The following is a 17,323-nucleotide window of genomic DNA, read 5'->3' as shown; positions in this document are numbered from 1 at the left end:
CCCCCATCGAGGATGATTGAGCTATGCAGGTCTTCATCAGCAGTGTCCGACGCGGTCTGGACGAGGAACGCGACGCGCTTCCGGGGCTGATCACTGCGCTCGGACATACGCCGCTCGCGTTCGAAGACTTCACGACTCGGTCCGTGCCGTCACGGCAAGCGTGCGTGGACGGGGTCAAGGCCGCTGACGCGTATGTGTTGCTGATCGGCCCCCACTACGGCCACCGGTTTGAGGACACGGGCCAATCCCCGACCCACGACGAATGGGTCACTGCGCAGCAAACGGGCATACCGAGGCTGGTCTTCCTCAAGGACGGCGTCGAGATGGACGACGACCAGCGAGAGTTCTACCGATCCATCTCGAACTACATATCCGGAGTTTTCTACAACTCGTTCACATCGACTGCCGATCTGCTGACCAAGGTCGCGGCCGCCATCCGGGAACTAGAGAAGGCCCCGCGGCCGCTCACATGGTCGCCGCTGAACGGGCCAGTCACACCGGGTTGGCGTCGCGACTTCGACCCGCAGGCCAACTCGCGCTACGCGTCGTCACTGCAAGCCCAGCTTGAGTTGCACGTGCTCGGCCAGCCAGCTCAACCCCGCTCAGCCAGGCAGACGGGTGAGTTGGCGCCCGTGCTGGCCGCGCGGGTGCGTTCAGCAGGCTTGGTCGACGATGCTCAGCCTGTCCACGTCAATCAATCCGAGGACGGGTCGCTGCTGATCGCGATACCGGCGGCTCCGCCTTCGGGTCGTGCTGGTCTGCAGCGGGTCTATCCGACCGGCGTAACGGGACTGCGCGTAGCCGGAGATGGTCAGGTCTCGATCTGGGGTTCGCTTCCCGCCGACACGATGGGTTCCGTGGTCGACCCCGATGACCTGAGTGTTCAGCTCGCCGACTTGCTTCGCATGGTCGGGTCCCTCAACCTCATCGACCGAGAGGCGGTTGCGATCGCAGTCGGCATTGACAACATCTCGATGCTGTCGTCGGGCCGCGTCACGGAGCTGCCGCGCTCGCAGGCGACATTCCTGTCAACAAGCCAAGAACCGCTGCACCTACCGCCAGACGAGCTCGTGAGCATCGCCGCGCTCGGCACCGGCGCCGTCGAGGCGGCGCGTCCTCTCGCACATGCCTTGATCGAGGCGACTCGACGCAGGAGGTAGAACCGACGCCGGCGTGGCCCCAGGAAGCATGTAGGAGTACCACGAGCCATCCGCTGACATCAGACCTTGATGGGTCGTCGCATGATGATCGCTATGACATTGCCGGATCGAGACCAGGCCGAGGCGTGGGCGAGGCGGTTGCGCGAGAGCGGCGCGCTTACGTCGCTCCCCGTCCACATTCCGTACCGGCTGGCGGCGCTCGCCAATGCTGCGGACGCGAGGTACGTGGACGTACAGTTCCCAGACGAACCTGGGATGGTGGACGCGTGCATCATCGTCCTCATGGACGAGCTGATCATCGAATGCCGATCGCATCAGATCGACCCACGCCAGCGCACCAGCTCGGGACAAGCCACCACCCTTGTCACCATCCGGCCGTTCAGTGACGTCACGCAACTCGCGTTGGCCGGAGACGACATCGACTGGACCCCCGGACAATTCGGCGAGCTGGACCCGACACTGGGGTCGATTAGTGCAACGCTCACCGACGGCGCGGTCCTCGAACTGCCGCAGACGCGCGCCGCACGATCCAATATTCCCGTGGCGATCGAGTTGCTCCGTCGTGGCCTCGTCACGAAACGCGAAACGCCTGCACGATGATGACACCTGGGTTCAGTTCGCGACGCTTCATCGGCGGCACAGAGATCAAGCCGGGTGCCACGTTCAACCATGACCCCAGTTACCAGCTCCGCTTTTCGATTCAGGTGGTGTGCGCCGCGGTTGATCCGGATCAATGGAAGGGGCGGCTGGTGCTCGCCAACCGCACAGTGTTCGAGACCGACCCGCTACCGACATTCGAGCAGGCAGCCGCGGCGGCGAAGGACCGGCTGATCGATCAAGTTGCATACCTGGTTGCTGGTGAGGCGTAGCAATGGCGCCGGAAGGTCGTGCGGCGCAACTACCGAGTTGACGGCGCAGATCTAGCATCGAAGGCGGGCGGGTGTCGCGACACGCCTGTGACGTCAGACGGTACCGCCGAGTCTCGACGTGCCGCCCCGGTTGCCGACACTCGCGACGAACGGTCCGCGCCGTCGGGCCTTTGGTTCGCGGCGGGCCATGCTCCCGATTGCCGAATCTCGCGCCACCTCTGGCGGTTGAAGAGCGACACGATGTCAGCGATATGCGCGATCTCAGCCCCTCCGGCCGCAGACAAAGTCGCCGGACGCGGATCCCCTGCTGTAACGCCCGAATCTCGCGGGGCCGCCGAATTCCAGCTCGTCGCCTCAGCCGTCGACGTTGGCATTGATGACGCCGAGGTAGAGCTGGATACCAATCACACGCGCTAACTACCTCGCTCTAGTGCGCGTTGCGTACTCGCGCCTTTCATTCGCGAGCGAGATCGCTTCCGCGTCGTAGTCGTTCTCCGTGCTGAACTGTTTCGCGGCGCTCGCGTAGCGAAGGTAGGCGATGTCGTCGCGCGAGCGCAGGTACCGCATCATCTCTGCGGCGATCTGCCCCGTCGTCACAAGCGGCTGGCCGCCGAGCGAGCGCATCACGGCGTTCGTGGCATCAGACGCTAGCCGATCGACCTCTTGGGCGGCACCCCGACCCTTGTAGGCGATCAACGCCGAGGACTTCAGCTTCTCGCGATCGAACCGCTGCCGGGATCCGGACCGGATCTTGTACACCGATGACAGACCGGCGGCCGGCGACAGGCGTTCGAGATGGGGATATTCGCGAAGCATCCACCTACGAAACGCGCGGGCGTCCTGCATGCCGTCGCCCCGGTGGTCGAGCCTGCCGACGAACGCGAGTGCGAAGCGGATATGCGAGACCGGGTTGAGGATCTTCAAGTGAGCCGCCACCGCCTCGCCGATCTCGGCGGACCGCACCGAGACCGCGCCCGCGGACCCAAACAGCTGGTCGGTCACAGCGCGGACTAGCGCACGCACCTGATCGGGCGAATGCCAATTGTCGGTCGCCTGATTGACGCTCTGGAAAATTCGGTTCTCGTCGAACGGCACCTGGCGAGTGTCCGCCTTGACAACCGTCATCGTCTGGCGATCCAGCGTTTCCAGCGTCGAGTACGTCGACCGGCACGCCGGGCACAGACGCTTGCGCTCCACGCCGCGAAGTGTCGGCTTCGTTTGGGTGACCTGCTGCTTCGTCCCCGGCGCCGGGCAGTCAGGGTTGGGGCAATCCACGATGCGAGGTTCGCACAGATATGCATCGATACCAAGATGTGACTGGTGTTTGGCGTATATGTCGCCGCGTGTCGCATATATGGATCTATAGCCGCCAAACCTTGCCCTCCGGCTACATGTCCTTACCTTGTTCTTAGGCCGCAAGACGGGGTCCGCCCCCAAACCCAGAGCAGCTAAGGAGAGACCACCATGAACGCAACCCAGGCGAGGAGTCGCCACACCGGATTCCGGATCATCAGCACGACCGTCATCAGCATGCTGTTCCTGGCCCTGCTCGCCGTGTTCGCCACCCCCGCCTCCGCCGACACCGTCAACGGCGCCGGCGGCAACGGCATCCACATCACGGTCTACACCGGAAACAAGAATTACAGCAACCACACCCAGTATGTCGGATGGATCTACATGACCGACGCTTACGACCCCGGATACTGCGATGCCGGAGACCCCGTCGAGGCGTGGGCAGGAAACGTCTACTACTACCGCACGAACGGCTGCGGCGGCCAGTGGTTCTACGTCAACAGCTCGGTCCCATCCGGCAGCGGCGTCTGCGCGTCCTACTGGCGGTGGTACTACATCCAGCAGTCATGGCCTGGACACAGCTACTGGGCCCACTGGCGCGGCGTCGCCTGCATCACGATCCGCGTGTGACATCCGCGAAAACAACGGGCTCGGATCGACTCATCCGTCGACGACGGCACCGAGGGACAGTCCAAACCCCTCCCTCGGCACCGTCCCTGTTCGACACGCGCAGCAATGCGAACGCGCCTTCGTCGCCGTCGGGACCACGCGGGACGACATGACCGCCGCCCCCTCCAGGGAGCGACCATCGACAGACGGAGAACACGATGGGCAACTCGACCGCACGCGCCGCACGCTTCGCACTCGCGACCGGCACCGCGCTGACCGCGCTCGTCGTCGTGAACGCTCCGGCCCGTCACCGGGACATCGACAAGTCCGCGCAGCTCGTCGCCTCCCAGGTCGCTGGTCGCACGTTCCACGTCTCCGGCGGCGGTGTCCAGTTCAACAGCACGCTGCCGGCCAGTTCGGTGGCCACGTACATGTGGACGCCAGGTGCGTCGAGCGTGAATGAGTGGCTGACCAGCACCAGCGGCACGATCCTCGACCAGCGCCTCACCCCACAGCCCCCAGTTCCAGTGTCGTCGACCAGCCCGGCCGGGTCGGCGCACCTAGGCGTCGACACCGGTAGGACGTTCCAGACGATGACCGGCTTCGGCGGCGCTATGACCGACTCGGCGGCGACCCTAATCAACACCTCGCCGAGCCGTGACGCGATCATGTCGTCGCTGTTCGGGGCATCGGGCGCCCGCTTGAACTTCGTGCGCGTCCCGGTGGGGGCGTCGGACCTGGTGGCGACGCCGTACCAGAGTTACGACGACTCGCCGCTACCGGACATGTCGTTGAGCAAGTTCAGCATCGCGCACGACCAGACCAATATCCTGCCGTTGCTGCGGACGGCACGCCAACTGTCCCCGGGGACGACGGTGCTCGCCTCGCCGTGGAGCGCGCCCGCGTGGATGAAGGTCGGGGACTCCTTCTACGGCAGCTGTGGCGGGCTCGGGAACACGCTGGTTACGAGCGACTACCAGGTGTACGCGCAGTACCTAGCGAGGTTCATCACCGCCTACCAGGCCGCCGGCGTGCCCGTCGACTTGCTGTCGTTACAAAACGAGCCGCAGCATTGCGCGCCCGACTACCCGACCATGAACTTGACGGCCGACCAGGAGGCCTCGCTCGCCCGCTACGTCTCCGCCGCGGTCGGCGGCGGCACCCGCCTGCTCGCGTGGGACCACAACTGGTACGACGAGGGCGCGGCGCCGGGCGCCGCCCCGACCACCTTCCCGCAGCAGGTCATCGCCGGCTCCGGGGGCGCTATCTCCGCGGTGGGGTACCACTGCTACAACCGGGACGGCAACCCGACGGCGTACAGCACGCAGATGACCGGGATTTCGGTGTACATGACCGAATGCTCGGGGTTCGTAAACAGCAACAACGCGGCGGTCAACCTCGTCAACGAGGTCCGGTACGATCTGCTCGGCCCGATCCGGTACGGCGCGAAGGGGTCGCTGTACTGGTCGCTGGCGCAGGGAACGGACGGTCAACCGCATGTCGGCGGCTGCGCGACGTGCCGCGGCATGATCGGCATCGACCGTGCGACGGGGGCGTGGGCGCCGTCAGAGGACTATTACTACTGGTCGCAGTTCTCCCGCTTCGTCGCGAAGGACGCGGTCCGCATCGACTCGACCGACCTTGGTGTCGGCTCACTGCAGACCGTCGCGTTTCGCAACACCGACGGCACGATCGTCCTCGTCGTACTCAACAGCGCCAACAGCACCGACTATCGCGGCCACATCGTCCAGTGGGACGGCGACACCAGCAGCCCGAAGACCTCGTGGCTCGTCGGGCCCGACGGACACCGCCGCTGGATTCACGACACCGCCACGTTCAACTGCCTGCGCGCCCAGGGCGCCCCTACCCCGAACGTCCTGCCATCCGAGACGCTCGACACGATGCCGGACCTGACCGGCGTGTGGGCCGTGTGCGGCGCCGATCGCATCGGCGCCAACAGCATGCTTCAGACCAACTTCTACCTACGCTCCGGCAACGGGCAGTACACGTTGCGGCTCACCGGCGCCAACCTCACCCTCACCACGTCCAGCGGCGCCGCGAGGTGGTCGACCGGGCGCGGCGGAGAAGACCTGATCCTGCAAGACGACGGCAACCTCGTCGAATACGCCGGCGGGCCGCCCGTCTGGGCGAGCGGCACCGCCGGATCCGGCGCCCAATGGCTCGTCCTCACGAACGCGGGCAAGCTCGCGCTCTACGACTCGAGCGGGCACTACGTGTGGACCAGCGAAGGCACCCCAGGCAACTACGTCGACCACATCGTGCAATGGGACGGCGACCCCAACACGCAGAAGACCTCGTGGCTCGTCGGCCCCGACGGCCACCGCCGGTGGATCCACGACATGGCCACCTACAACTGCATCAAGGCCAGCGGTGGCAAGGGGCCCGACGTGCTCACCTCCTGGGAACTCGACCAGATGCCCGATCTAACCAACGTGTGGGCCGTGTGCGGCACGGACCGGATCGGCGTCAACAGCATGCTCCAGACCGGCCTCTACGCCCGGTCGCCCGGCGGCACCACCCTCAAGCTCGCCGGCAGCAACCTGACCCTGACCAACCACACCGGGCAGACGCTGTGGAGCACCGGACACGGTGGCGACGACCTCGTCCTTCAGACCGACGGCAACGTCGTCGAGTATTCCGGCGGCAGCTCCGTGTGGGCCAGCGATACCGTCGGGTCCGGCGGGGTGTGGCTGGTCGTCGGCGACGACGGGAAGCTCGCCCTCTACGACTCGGCCGGGAACTACGTATGGACCAGCGAAGGGCCGCCGAGCCGCTACGTCGGACACATCGTCCAGTGGGAAGGCGACACGAGCACGCAGAAGACTGCGTGGCTCGTTACGTCCGATGGTCACCGGAACTGGACTCCGTCGAGCGCCGTCTACAACTGCCTTAAGTCTCACGGCGCGACTGGACCCGATGTCCTCACCGCTTGGGAACTAAATCAGCTACCCGACGACAACGGTGTCTGGGCCACATGTGTATAGGTGTCAAAGGATCGCGACACATGACAATCGGGTCCGTTTTGCATCGCAGATTCGGTTGCCAAGAAGGGCGCATTATCGAGCGTCCAATTGTTCGGAGTCTGACAGGAGGGTGCCATTCCGAGTGCAACGAGTAACCGCTCTGAATCCAGTACTTCCCACTTCGCCACTCGCGAAAGGATCACCAATGCAAGTACTCGAGCGCAGCAGTGCGTGCCCTGCCCGGAAGAAGAGGTACGCCAACATCTTTCGCGTTGTGTTTGCAACGTTGGCCGTTCTGTTAGTTGCGACCGCAGTTCAGGCAGCGCCTGCGGCGGCTGACTCCTGGGTTACCTCAGTTGGTGATGGCGCTGCAGTTGTCGTTCAGACCGGCGCGAAGAACTACTCGAACCACACCCAGTACGTCGTCGGCATATCGGTCCTGCCGCCCGCGAATGGTTCCTGGTGCGACACTGTTGATGCGTGGACTCAGAACTGGTATCACGGGCAGGTGACTGGGTGCGCTAGCGGGTACTTCTTCTACATTCAACGTTGGGTGTCTTCCGGCAACGGTGTTTGTGGCCGAGTTTTTGATTACCACTACGGAACCTGGGGCACTGCCTGCATAACCATTCGCGTGTGAATGAATCACTGAGCTCAGGGGATGCTCGAGCTCGACGACCGACTGGTGTCCTTAGAACCGATCTGCGTGGGCACCTCAATTGCCGTGATCCACCATATCGAGGCCTATGTGCGCATTACGCGGATCGCCACGCAGCGCAAGCGAGTAGGGTGCGCCGCCGATCGGTCGTACCTCTACCGGGCGGCGTCGACTAGGTAGGCGGCGACGGTGTAGGTCCCGTATCGATCGAGCGAGACCGGCGCCCGGTCGTAGCGACATAGTCGTACGCGGTTCCGCGAGTAAGGCGGCTTCCTGCACATCCCGCAGCGGGACGCCGGCATCGGGGGCGGCGGTAATGAAGGCGTGGCGTAGGTGTGTGCGGGCCGATGGGTTTGTCAACTCCGACGCGGCGCACGATGCGACTGGCGCAGTGCCGATCCATCAGCGGCCCGTCCGGGCGAAGGAAGATCGGTCGGTCGAGCTGTGTCGCCGGGCGATCGTCGCGCGGACCCGTCCGCGCTGTTCCACGTCGCGGCATACAGTTCGATCCCCGCGGTGGTTCGATTAGCTGATCACGCGCGAGATCGACGGTTCAATCGCGCGAACATCCCGGCTAGTTCGGGTCGGCGGCGTTAACCCGTTATGCGAGTCCCCGTGCTGGCTGACAAGGTGCCCGCCAGTGCCACTGGCGGCCAGTCGCAGGCCGAGGCCCTGGACAGCCCCGAAAACGGCGCGGTGAGCACGGTGATACACGGCAGGCCACGCAGCCAGTGACACGACAATTCGTAGATCACTTTCGTGTATAACGAGGCGGGCTGAGAACATGGTCGTGATGAACCGTTTGAGCAGCTCGATGAGCCCGTACCTGCAGCAACACGCCCAGAATCCGGTGCATTGGTGGGAATGGTCGGACGAGGCGCTGGCCGAGGCGCGTCGCCGCGACGTCCCGATCCTGTTGAGCGTCGGCTACGCGGCCTGCCACTGGTGCCACGTCATGGCGCACGAGTCCTTCGAGAACCCGGACATCGCCGCATTGATGAACGAGCACTTCGTCAACATTAAGGTCGACCGCGAGGAGCGCCCGGACATCGACGCCGTCTACATGACCGCGACGACCGCGCTCACCGGCCACGGCGGTTGGCCGATGACCTGCCTATTGACGGTCTCGGGCGAGCCGTTCTACGCGGGCACGTACTTCCCGCCGCAGCAGTTCGTCGGGCTGCTGCGTTCGGTGGCCGTCGCCTGGCGCGAGGACCACGACGAGGTTCTGCAGGCCGGGCAGCGAATCGTGTCCGCGCTCGCCGAGATGGAGGCGCCGAGATCAGCCGCAGCGTCACTGCCAGGCGCGGTCGAGCTCGACAACGCGGCTCGCGGGCTTGCCGCGGTGTTCGACCAGCGGAACGCGGGCTTCGGCCGCGCGCCGAAGTTCCCGCCGTCGATGGTGTTGGAGTTTCTGCTGCGCCAGCACGAGCGCACCGGCGACCCGGCCCCGCTCGCCATGTGCGAGCGGACCTTCGAGGCGATGGCGCGGGGCGGGATGTACGACCAGCTCGCCGGCGGCTTCGCCAGGTACTCCGTCGACGCGGCCTGGGTGGTGCCGCACTTCGAGAAGATGCTCTATGACAACGCGTTGTTGCTTCGTGCTTATGTCCATTGGCACCGGCTCACCGGCTCGCCGTTCGCCGCGCGGATCGCGCGGGAGACGGCGGACTTCTTGTTGCGCGATCTGCGCACCGCCGAGGGTGGCTTTGCCTCGGCGTTGGACGCGGACACCGACGGCGTCGAAGGCCTGACTTACGTGTGGACGCCCGCTCAGCTGACCGGGGTGCTCGGCGACGACTCCGAAGAGGCGGCGCGACTTTTCAACGTCACCGCCGACTGCACATTCGAGCACGGCGCCTCCACGTTGCAACTCCTCGAAGACCCGCCAGACCATTCGGTATGGTCCGATCTCCGGACCCGGCTGTTTGCGGCGCGGTCGCTGCGCCCGCAGCCCGGCCGCGACGACAAGGTCGTCACCGCCTGGAACGGGCTGGCGATCGCCGCGCTGACGGAAGCGGCCGTGGTGCTCGGTGTGCCGGAGTACCTGGCCGCGGCGGTCGACTGCGCGACTCTGCTGCTCGAGCTGCATCAGGTGGACGGCCGGCTGCGGCGCACCTCACGGGACGGCGCGGTCGGCTCGGCCGCCGGCGTCGCGGAGGACTACGGCGACCTCGCCGAGGCGCTGCTTGCGCTGCACCAGGCGACCGCCGAACCGCGCTGGCTCGACTCGGCCGCGGAGCTGCTCGCCACCGCGCTGGACCGCTTCGCCGACGGGCCCGACGCCGACGGCGGCTTCTTCGACACCGCCGACGACGCCGAGCAGCTGGTTCGCCGTCCCCGGGACCCGACGGACAACGCGACGCCGTCCGGCGCGAGCGCGCTGGCCGCGGCGCTGCTCGCGCACTCCGCCCTAACCGGCTCGACGCGGCACCGTGTGGCTGCGGAGAATGCGGTGCGCTCGGCCGGCGCGTTGCCGATCGAGCAGCCGCGGTTCTTCGGGCAGCTGCTGGCTGTCGCCGAGGGATTGCTCGCCGGGCCGGTGCAGGTCGCCGTGGTCGGTGAGGTCGGCGAGCTGGGCGAGCTCGGCGGCGGACCGTTGACGGCCACGGCCTGGCGACTTCGGCCGCCAGGCGCCGTCGTCGTGTCGGGCGAGTCGGACTCGCCGGGCGTGCCCCTGCTCGCCGATCGGCCGCTGGTGCGCGACGCGCCGGCCGCCTACGTCTGCCGGGGCATGGTCTGCGACCTGCCGGTGAGCGACGTCGACGAGCTCGCCCGCTCCCTCGCGTCCCGGTAAGCGCCCGTCCCCGCGCGTGGCGGGCAGGCGGGTTACAGCTCCGGCCCGGTGGCCCGGAGCTTGTCGACGGCGGTCATCGCCTCGCGCAGCCCCGTGAGCCACTCGTCGGTGTGCTCGCCGACCAGGCGCACGCACCAGGCCAGCGCGTCCGAGCGCGAGCGCGCCACGCCCGCGTCCACCAGGGTGTCCAGCACGCGCCGCTCGTCGTGGCGCAGGCGCGTCATCGTCGGCACGGCGACATGGCTGAACAGGGCCGTGGTGTCGCCGATCGAGGCGCCCCACGCGACCTTGCGGCCGTAGCGGGCCTCCGCCTCGGCCGCGATGCGGATCCGCGCGTCGCGGGACTCCTCGCGGAAGCGGCTGATCCGCCCCTGGGCCGCAGCGGCGGTGTCGCCGCTGTCGTCACCTTCAGGCGCCGGCAGCTTGCCGACGACGAGGATCTCGTCGCGGTCGACCGAGACTGTCGGGCTGCCGACGAACCAGTCTTGCGGCAGCCGTCCGGCGAACCAGGCGGCCGCATCGTCCGCGGGCGGGAGGTCGGCCTGCTGCCAGCCGCCGGCGCCGCGGAATCCGCGCCCGCCGCCGTGCGGGCCGCCGTGGCCGCGCCGTCCGGGATGGCCGCCTCGCTGGCGGCGTTCGGTGTCTTCTTGGAAGCGTTCGCTTCTCATGTCGTGCTCCTTACCTTGTTGTTGTGCTTACATGATTACACAACAACAGAAACAGTCGTCTATTCCGTGCGGCAGCACGCTGCGCGGCTAGGCGAGGACGATCAGCCAGACGGCCACGTAGTGGCAGACGGCCGCGATGAGTGTGCAGAGGTGGAAGACCTCGTGGAAGCCGAAGACGCCCGGGTAGGGGTTCGGCCGCTTGAGGGCGTAGACGACGGCGCCGACGGTGTAGACGACGCCGCCGACCAGAATCAGCGTGAACGCCGCGACCCCGCCGTTGCGCAACAGGTCGGGCATGACGAACGCGGCGACCCAGCCGAGCGCGATGTAACAGGGCGCGGACAGCCAGCGGGGCGCGCCGCGCCACAGCGTCTGCAGCCCGACGCCGAGCAGCGCGCCGGACCACACGCCGACCAGCACGGCGATCCGCGCCGTGTGCGAGAGCGTCAGCACCGCGATCGGCGTGTAGGTGCCCGCGATGAACACGAAGATCATCGAGTGGTCGAGGCGCTTCATCACCGCGTGCGCGCGCGGCTTCCAGTTGACGCGGTGATAGAGCGCGGAGGTCCCGAACAGCCCGGTGATCGTCAGCGCGTAGATCGTCGTCGTGGCCGCTGCCGGCGCGCCGCGCAAGGCGGCCGCCACAGCGATCAGCGTGATGCCGGTGGCGATGGAGATGACCGCCGCATAAGCGTGCAGCCAGCCGCGCAGCCGCGGCTTCAGTTCCGCGACGGCGGTTGCCAGCTGGGTGGTGGCGGTCGGCGGCGTCGAGGCTTGAAACGTCACGGCTCGAACGCTACGGCGCCGTACGTTGGCGGGGGCTGTGCGCGTAGGTCGCTGCGGCACGCGCGCACCCGGTCGTCGACAGCGATACGGTGCTCAGTCGACGGCAAGCGAATGGGAGTGCCCCCGTGGGCCTGCGCTCGGCGATCTACGCGCTCTACGAGCGGCGTCTGCGCACCCATCTCGACGGCCTGCCGACGCCGCGGCACGTCGCGATCATGATCGACGGCAACCGGCGGTGGGCCCGGGCGGCGGGTTTCGACGACGTCAGCCATGGCCATGTGGTGGGCGCCCGGCACATCGCCAACCTGCTCGACTGGTGCGGCGAAGCCGGCGTGGGTCACGTCACGGTGTGGCTGCTGTCCACCGACAACCTGCGGCGGCCGCCGGAAGAGCTCGAGTCGCTGCTGCAGATCATCGCCGGGGTGGCCGCCGAGCTGTCTGCGCCGGGCAACCCCTGGCGGGTGAACGCCGTCGGCGCGCTCGACCTGCTGCCCGACGAGACGGCGCGCGCGCTCAAGGCGGCCGAGGAGCGGACGGCGGATCGCCCCGGCCTCACCGTGAACGTCGCCGTCGGCTACGGAGGCCGCCGCGAGATCGCCGACGCGGTGCGGTCGCTGCTGCAGGAACACGCTGCCGAGGGCAGCACGCTCGAGGAGCTCGCCGAGATCATCGACGTCGACCACATCGCCGAGCACCTGTACACGAAGGGGCAGCCTGACCCCGACCTCGTGATCCGGACGTCAGGGGAGCAGCGGCTCGGCGGTTTCCTGCTCTGGCAGTCGGTGCACTCGGAGTTCTACTTCTGCGACGCCCTGTGGCCGGACTTCCGCAAGATCGACTTCCTGCGCGCGCTGCGCGACTTCGGCACCCGGCAGCGCCGGTTCGGCGAATGACGGCGTTCGGCCCGCTCGTCGACGCCGCCTGGCTCGAGCACAACCAGGCCGACGTGCACGTGATCGACGTGCGCTGGTACCTCGACGGCCGTTCCGGCCAGGACGCGTACGCGGCCGGGCACATCCCCGGCGCGGTGCGGCTCGATCTCGACGCAGACCTGTCCAGGCCCGCGTCCCCCGCCGACGGGCGGCATCCGCTGCCGACCCCCGAGCGGTTCGCCGCCGCGCTCGGCAGGATCGGCGTCGCCGCCGGAGACCGCGTCGTCTGCTACGACGACGCCGGCGGCTCGGTCGCCGCCCGGCTCTGGTGGCTGCTGCACGTGCTGGACGAGCCGGTGGCGGTGCTCGACGGCGGGCTGGCGGCGTGGCCCGGCGCGCTGAGCGCCGAGCCGGTCGCCGCCCTGCCCGTCGAACGCGCGCCACGGCCGTGGCCGGTCGGCCGGTTCGTGAGTGCCGAGCAGGTCGCGGCCGCAGAGCACGCCGTCGTCTTCGACGCGCGCACGAGCGACCGGTACCGGGCGGGGCAGGACGGCGTCGATCCGCGTCCCGGGCACATCCCCGGCGCGCTCAGCGCGTGGTGGGGCGACAACCTCGGCCCGGACGGCCGCTTCCTGCCCGCGGCGAGCCTGCGCGCGCGGTTCGCCGCCGCTGCCGACCGCCCGGCGATCGCGTACTGCGGGTCCGGGGTGACCGCCTGCCACGACTTGTTGGCCATGCAGGTGGCCGGTCTCGACGGAGCAGCCGGCAGCACGGCGCTGTACCCGGGTTCGTGGTCGCAGTGGGGCGCCGACCCCGCGCGGCCGACCGAGGTTTAACCGTCGCGTAACCACCTGTTTGGCGCGCCTGCGGAAGGCCCGACGGGAGCAGACGTAGCGTTCGGTGCAGCGGCCGGCCAACCCGGACTGCTGACGGAGGTCCCTGACCGGTGGCGAGCACCAGCGAGGGGGCCGGCTCGGCTCCCGGAGCCACATGTCGTTCGGGGGCCGCGTCGAAACCCCACTGCGCGACGAGCGCCTGCGCGCCCATGCGCCGACTCCCCGTCAGGAGCGTCACGTGACTGCCGCCCGCCTCGATCCGTCCGCCTCGGACCAGCCCGCATCCGACCAGCCCGCATCCGACCAGCAGGGCGCAGCTGGCCTGCGCACCTTCGTCCTCGACACGTCCGTCCTGCTCTCCGATCCGGGAGCGCTGGGCCGGTTCGCCGAGCACGAGGTCGTCCTGCCGCTCGTCGTGATCAGCGAGCTGGAAGGCAAGCGGCACCACCCCGAGCTCGGCTGGTTCGCCCGGCAGACGCTGCGGGTGCTCGACGAGCTGCGCATCACCCATGGCCGGCTCGACGCGCCCGTGCCGATCGGCGAGGCGGGCGGGACGCTGCACGTCGAGCTCAACCACTCCGACATGTCCCGGCTGCCGGCGGGCTTTCGCATCGACACGAACGACTCGCGCATCCTCGCCGTCGCGCTGAACCTTTCCGCCGAGGGCAGGGCCGTCACGCTGGTCACGAAGGACATGCCGCTGCGGGTCAAGGCTGCGAGCGTCGGCCTGCCCGCCGATGAATACCGCATGCACCCGGTGGCCGACTCGATCGGCTGGACGGGCATGACCGAGCTGGACGTGTCCGCGGCGACTGTGGACGCGCTCTATGACGGCGCGCCGATCGAGCTCGCCGACGCGTCGGACTTCGCCGCCGTCGCCGACTCGTCGTGCCACACCGGCCTGGTGCTGCACTCGGTGAAGGGATCGGCGCTCGCCCGCGTGACGCCGGACAAGCAGGTGCGCCTTGTCCGCGGCGACCGCGAGGCGTTCGGGCTGCGCGGACGCTCCGCCGAGCAGCGCATCGCGCTCGACCTGCTGCTCGACCCGGAGATCGGCATCGTCTCCCTGGGCGGGCGCGCCGGCACCGGCAAGTCCGCGCTCGCGCTCTGCGCCGGGCTCGAGGCGGTGCTGGAGCGCCGCGCGCACAAGCGGGTGGTCGTCTTCCGGCCGCTCTACGCGGTCGGCGGCCAAGAGCTCGGCTACCTGCCGGGCAGCGAGAACGAGAAGATGGCGCCGTGGGCGCAGGCGGTGTTCGACACCCTCGGCGCGCTCGTGTCCGCGGAGATCATGGACGAGGTGCTGGACCGCTGCCTGCTCGAGGTGCTGCCGCTGACCCACATCCGCGGCCGCTCGCTGCACGACTCGTTCGTGATCGTGGACGAGGCGCAGTCGCTTGAGCGCAACGTCCTGCTGACGGTGCTGTCGCGCATCGGCGCCGGCTCGCGGGTGGTGCTGACGCACGACGTCGCGCAGCGGGACAACCTGCGCGTCGGCCGGCACGACGGTGTGGCGGCGGTGATCGAGGCGCTGCGCGGGCACCCGCTGTTCGCCCACGTCACGCTGTGCCGCTCGGAGCGATCGCCGATCGCCGCGCTGGTGACCGAGATGCTCGAGGACCTGCCGCTCTAACTGGCAGCCGGCCGCCACGGCGCATGCCGGGGTTGCTCCAGTGGCCCACATATACGAACATATGTTCGTGATCCTGCATGCGGACCTGGACTCGTTCTACGCCTCCGTCGAGCAGCGCGACGATCCTGCGCTGCGCGGGCGGCCGGTCATCGTCGGCGGCGGCGTGGTGCTGGCGGCGAGCTATGAGGCGAAGGCGTTCGGGGTGCGGTCGGCGATGGGCGGGCGGCAAGCACGCGAACTCTGCCCGGAAGCGCTCGTGGTGCCGCCGCGTTTCGAGGCCTACACGGCCGCCAGCAAGGCGGTCTTCGAGGTGTTCGCCGACACCACGCCGCTCGTCGAGGGCATCTCGATCGACGAGGCGTTTCTCGACGTCGGCGGGCTGGGGCGCGTGCGCGGCACGCCGGTGGAGATCGCGGTGCGGCTGCGCGCCGCCGTCCGCGAGCGGGCCGGTCTCGCGATCACCGTCGGCGTCGCGCGCACGAAGTTCCTCGCCAAGGTCGCCAGCGGAGTCGCCAAGCCGGACGGCCTGCTCTACGTCCCGCCCGAAGGCGAGCTCTGGTTCCTGCATCCGTTGCCCGTCGAGCGGCTGTGGGGCGTCGGCGCGAAGACCGCCGCGAAGCTGCACGAGCGCGGGATCTTCGCCGTCGGCGAGGTGGCGCAACTCGAGCCAGCGGCGCTGGTGGCGATGCTCGGCCCCGGGGTCGGGCGGCACCTGCACGCGCTCGCGCACAACCGCGACCCGCGGCCGGTGACTGTCGGCCGCCGGCGCCGCTCGATCGGCGCGCAGCGTGCGCTGGGCAGCCGCCGCGCGCACCAGCCCGGCGACATCGACCTCGCGTTGGTCGGCCTCGTGGAGCGGGTGTGCGGCCGGTTGCGCCATGCCGACCGGCGCTGCCGGACGGTCGTGCTGCGGCTGCGGTTCGGCGACTTCACCCGCGCCACCCGTTCGCACACGCTGCCGCGCGCGTCCCAGGACACCGCGGAGATCCTGGCCGCCGGCCGGGCGCTGCTGGCAGGTGTCCAGCCGCTGATTCACGCGCAGGGGCTCACCCTGGTCGGCATCTCGCTCAGCAACCTGGACGACGCCGACGTGCTGCAGCTCGAACTGCCCTTCGGCCGGCGCGAAGGCGGGTTGCTCGACCCGGCGCTCGACGGCATCCGCGACCGCTTCGGCCGGGCGGCCGTCCAGCGCGCCGCGTTGCTCGGCCGCGACGCCGGGTTGGAGATGCCGCTGCTGCCCGACTGAGGAGTCAGGTTGCCGCGCGCGCACCCTCTTGGACCGCCCAGCGGTTGCCGTCCGGATCGGCGAAGAAGATGAACGAGCCGAACGGCGCGCGCTCGGGGTGCGGGCCAGGTTGCGGCGCGCCGTGGACGAAGTGCTGCACGCCGCTGTTGTCGACGCCGCGCTCGATGAGCAGCGCGTGCGCCTGCTCGATGTCGCCGACCGTCAGCTGCAGCCCGCCGAGCGTGCCGGGCGGGGACGGGTTGAGCGTCGGGCCGAAGCTGATCGAGCAGGCCGAGCCCGGCGGCGTCACCTGAACGACGCGGAAGTCGCCGTCGCGGTGGTCGACATCGAGTGCGAAGCCGAGCTGGCCGGCGTAGAAAGCCAGCGACCGGTCGACGTCGGACACCGGCACCACGATGACCTCGAGCTTCCAGTCCACGCCGCCATCCTGCACCACCTGCGGCTACCGTTCCCGAGCATGACGAGCCGGTACCGCAACATCACCGTGGACTGCGCCGACGCCCGCGCGCTCGCCGGGTTCTGGGCGCAGGTGCTCGGCTGGCATGTGTTCGCCGACGACGACCCAGAGGTGCTCGTGGCGGCGGGCTTTCCCAACGACGGCCGCGGTCCGTCGATGCTGTTCATCCCGGTGCCGGAGCCGCGGACCGTGAAGAACCGACTGCACCTCGATCTGCAGCCGACCGACCGGACGCGCGACGAGGAGGTCGAGCGGCTGCTGCTGCTCGGGGCGACGCTCGTCGAGGACCACCGGACGGCGGAGGGGCCGGGTTGGGTGTGGCTGGCCGATCCCGAGGGCAACGACTTCTGCGTCGAGCGCTCGGCGGCCGAGCGGACCGGCGACCCGACCGGCCGTTTCCACATCACCCCGCTCGACTGACTCTCCACTCGACGTGTCCTCGCTTCGTCGGCGTGCAG

Annotated in this window: 15 protein-coding genes; 11 read left to right on the top strand and 4 right to left on the bottom strand. The window is 68.7% G+C overall.

The window, feature by feature from the left end:
- Positions 1–23: 23 nt before the first annotated feature.
- The 3 genes from ACFFBG_RS07040 to ACFFBG_RS07030 all read left to right on the top strand — a co-directional run bounded on the left by ACFFBG_RS07040 (position 24) and on the right by ACFFBG_RS07030 (position 2,029).
- Positions 24–1,160: a DUF4062 domain-containing protein gene (locus tag ACFFBG_RS07040; protein ID WP_375477046.1), complete on the top strand. Its 1,137-nt coding sequence runs from the start codon at positions 24–26 to the stop codon at positions 1,158–1,160.
- Positions 1,161–1,253: 93 nt separating this feature from the next.
- The gene (locus ACFFBG_RS07035) at positions 1,254–1,760 is read left to right on the top strand and encodes a hypothetical protein (RefSeq protein ID WP_375477045.1); all 507 of its coding nucleotides are present in this window, start codon (positions 1,254–1,256) and stop codon (positions 1,758–1,760) included.
- On the top strand, positions 1,757–2,029 hold the full coding sequence (locus ACFFBG_RS07030; protein WP_375477043.1) for a hypothetical protein: 273 nt from the start codon (positions 1,757–1,759) through the stop codon (positions 2,027–2,029). The genes ACFFBG_RS07035 and ACFFBG_RS07030 overlap by 4 nt, the downstream gene beginning before the upstream one ends.
- A 417-nt stretch (positions 2,030–2,446) precedes the next feature.
- Here ACFFBG_RS07030 and ACFFBG_RS07025 read toward each other — a convergent pair whose 3' ends face one another.
- Positions 2,447–3,226 carry an ATP cone domain-containing protein gene (locus ACFFBG_RS07025; RefSeq protein ID WP_375477040.1) on the bottom strand — a complete coding sequence of 260 codons (780 nt, stop codon included), beginning with the start codon at positions 3,224–3,226 and terminating at the stop codon, positions 2,447–2,449.
- Positions 3,227–3,493: 267 nt separating this feature from the next.
- Here ACFFBG_RS07025 and ACFFBG_RS07020 point away from each other — a divergent pair, with 267 nt between their 5' ends.
- From ACFFBG_RS07020 to ACFFBG_RS07010, 3 genes are all read left to right on the top strand, one after another.
- Positions 3,494–3,952: a hypothetical protein gene (locus ACFFBG_RS07020; RefSeq protein WP_375477038.1), complete on the top strand. Its 459-nt coding sequence runs from the start codon at positions 3,494–3,496 to the stop codon at positions 3,950–3,952.
- A 197-nt stretch (positions 3,953–4,149) separates the two neighbouring features.
- Positions 4,150–6,936, top strand: a complete 2,787-nt coding sequence (locus ACFFBG_RS07015; protein ID WP_375477036.1) for a glycoside hydrolase family 30 beta sandwich domain-containing protein — start codon at positions 4,150–4,152, stop codon at positions 6,934–6,936.
- 1,430 nt (positions 6,937–8,366) lie between these two features.
- Positions 8,367–10,370 carry a thioredoxin domain-containing protein gene (locus ACFFBG_RS07010; protein ID WP_375477034.1) on the top strand — a complete coding sequence of 668 codons (2,004 nt, stop codon included), beginning with the start codon at positions 8,367–8,369 and terminating at the stop codon, positions 10,368–10,370.
- 32 nt (positions 10,371–10,402) lie between these two features.
- Here the strand turns inward: ACFFBG_RS07010 and ACFFBG_RS07005 are convergent, their stop codons facing one another.
- Entirely contained in the window at positions 10,403–11,038 is a 636-nt protein-coding gene (locus ACFFBG_RS07005) for a hypothetical protein (RefSeq protein ID WP_375477033.1), read from the bottom strand.
- Positions 11,039–11,125: 87 nt separating this feature from the next.
- Complete coding sequence (locus ACFFBG_RS07000) at positions 11,126–11,782, bottom strand: hemolysin III family protein (RefSeq protein WP_375477234.1); 657 nt, start codon at positions 11,780–11,782, stop codon at positions 11,126–11,128.
- A 167-nt stretch (positions 11,783–11,949) separates the two neighbouring features.
- On the opposite strand from ACFFBG_RS07000, the gene ACFFBG_RS06995 reads away from it, so the two are divergent.
- The 4 genes from ACFFBG_RS06995 to dinB all read left to right on the top strand — a co-directional run bounded on the left by ACFFBG_RS06995 (position 11,950) and on the right by dinB (position 16,408).
- Positions 11,950–12,717 carry an isoprenyl transferase gene (locus tag ACFFBG_RS06995; protein WP_375477031.1) on the top strand — a complete coding sequence of 256 codons (768 nt, stop codon included), beginning with the start codon at positions 11,950–11,952 and terminating at the stop codon, positions 12,715–12,717.
- Positions 12,714–13,532 carry a sulfurtransferase gene (locus tag ACFFBG_RS06990; protein WP_375477029.1) on the top strand — a complete coding sequence of 273 codons (819 nt, stop codon included), beginning with the start codon at positions 12,714–12,716 and terminating at the stop codon, positions 13,530–13,532. Before ACFFBG_RS06995 ends, ACFFBG_RS06990 begins: the two co-directional genes overlap by 4 nt.
- A 238-nt stretch (positions 13,533–13,770) precedes the next feature.
- Positions 13,771–15,162: a PhoH family protein gene (locus tag ACFFBG_RS06985; protein WP_375477026.1), complete on the top strand. Its 1,392-nt coding sequence runs from the start codon at positions 13,771–13,773 to the stop codon at positions 15,160–15,162.
- Between the two features lie 61 nt (positions 15,163–15,223).
- Positions 15,224–16,408 (top strand): DNA polymerase IV, encoded by a 1,185-nt coding sequence (dinB, locus tag ACFFBG_RS06980; RefSeq protein WP_375477024.1) that lies wholly within the window; start codon positions 15,224–15,226, stop codon positions 16,406–16,408.
- 4 nt (positions 16,409–16,412) lie between these two features.
- Here dinB and ACFFBG_RS06975 read toward each other — a convergent pair whose 3' ends face one another.
- Positions 16,413–16,826: a VOC family protein gene (locus tag ACFFBG_RS06975; RefSeq protein ID WP_375477022.1), complete on the bottom strand. Its 414-nt coding sequence runs from the start codon at positions 16,824–16,826 to the stop codon at positions 16,413–16,415.
- A gap of 39 nt (positions 16,827–16,865) precedes the next feature.
- On the opposite strand from ACFFBG_RS06975, the gene ACFFBG_RS06970 reads away from it, so the two are divergent.
- Positions 16,866–17,285, top strand: a complete 420-nt coding sequence (locus ACFFBG_RS06970) for a VOC family protein (protein ID WP_375477020.1) — start codon at positions 16,866–16,868, stop codon at positions 17,283–17,285.
- The last annotated feature ends 38 nt before the right edge of the window (positions 17,286–17,323 follow it).

It is taken from the genome of uncultured Jatrophihabitans sp. (assembly GCF_964251945.1).
Lineage (GTDB): Bacteria > Actinomycetota > Actinomycetes > Mycobacteriales > Jatrophihabitantaceae > Jatrophihabitans.
This window is presented reverse-complemented; position numbering and strand designations above follow the sequence as displayed.